Annotated in this window: 2 protein-coding genes; both read left to right on the top strand. The window is 35.0% G+C overall.

Going from position 1 to position 1299, the window contains the following annotated elements; genetic code table 11:
- Positions 1-641: hypothetical protein (locus BVH04_RS09490; protein ID WP_205635831.1), on the top strand; the 641-nt coding region annotated here is incomplete at its 5' end.
- Positions 638-1075, top strand: coding sequence for a hypothetical protein (locus BVH04_RS09485; RefSeq protein WP_086541237.1), 438 nt, complete (start codon positions 638-640; stop codon positions 1073-1075). The genes BVH04_RS09490 and BVH04_RS09485, both read left to right, overlap by 4 nt.
- The last annotated feature ends 224 nt before the right edge of the window (positions 1076-1299 follow it).

Genomic DNA, 1299 nt, shown 5'->3' with positions numbered 1-1299 from the left:
TGGGGTCTGATCAAAGTGAGATGTTTGAATTCGTAAAGGGAGGGTATGGAGAATTAATCGAGAGCGGTAGTGTTTTTTCCACAGGAGGTACTTTTGATTTGAATGGGACGGAGATCATTCCATCACAACAAGTCACAGTGAATTTTGAGAATGGCAGCAATATTTCAGTTACGACTAAACGAGGGCCGATAAATAATCAGGATAAACTACAAACTTTGGCAAATATGCTTGCAAATGCGAAAGCAGGCGATAATTTGAGTGATTTTTTAGATTTTAGTTTTTTTGATAGTTTTAGAAAAAAAGGGGATTTAGGTGCAGGATATAGGCATATAGGTACACTTAGTAATACAAATACAACTATCGACATGTATACTGGTAATAATATAACATTTAATAGATATTTATTTTATGCAGCAGGAAGGACTAGTGGCTACGAATTCGGGTTCTCAAGAAATAATCTAGTTGAGTTAAATTTCCCACATATTAGTCCATTAGATAAAAAGGTGATGTCTCACCCATACGGTTTAAGGTTAAGAGGTTTTTTTGATGAAAGAAAAAGTGCTATTGGGACGATAAGATTTAGCGATTGGAATGTATTCGTTAATTTTTCTAATACGATATTTAATGGAATGGGACTATGATAAAAAGATTATGTTTTGCTTTATGTGTTTTGATTTTACTTGGATGTTCCAAGAAATTGTCTTCAAATCAAGTTATTGGGAATTGGTGGTCAATTGAAGTTGATTCAACCTACTCTGAGCTATATGTTAACGAGCATGAGTGGGTAGTTAATCATGAATCGTACGGCCCGATAAAATATGAGTATATACTTACTAATGATTCATTATTTATTTCGGACTCAAGAAAGGGTCGAATGAGAAATTGGGAAGTTGTGCACAACTCTAAGTCTACATTAGTTATAAGAAGTAATAAAGAGGAAAGGAAGTTATATAGGCTTAGGCTAAGCCCTACATATTTTGAAGTAATAGATGATAGCTTAGCTTTTGAGAATTTTGAAGAAGAATTTATCAGGAGATATTTGGATAAATCTAAAAAAATAGAGAAATGTTTTTAACTGAAATTATAGATCTGTCCCGATAATATGGGGTCAACAGTGAAATGATATCGGGAAGCCTTGGGGAGTAGAACTCAGCGGACTCGGATATCAGTATGGCGGTATCAAAGTCAATCCATATCTTTATAATTAGGGCTGAGCGTAAAGAAATGATCCCTTTGGATCATTTTACCGAAGAGCCAGCTTACAGGGTGGGTGGCATACGGCCACTTAGGAGTAAACAT

The sequence above is a fragment of the Algoriphagus antarcticus genome (assembly GCF_002150685.1).
Taxonomy (GTDB): Bacteria; Bacteroidota; Bacteroidia; order Cytophagales; family Cyclobacteriaceae; genus Algoriphagus; species Algoriphagus antarcticus.
This window is presented reverse-complemented; position numbering and strand designations above follow the sequence as displayed.

Excerpts from the sequence above, each read along its gene's own strand:
- BVH04_RS09485 (WP_086541237.1), top strand. The coding sequence starts at position 638 with ATGATAAAAAGATTATGTTTTGCTTTATGTGTTTTGATTTTACTTGGA.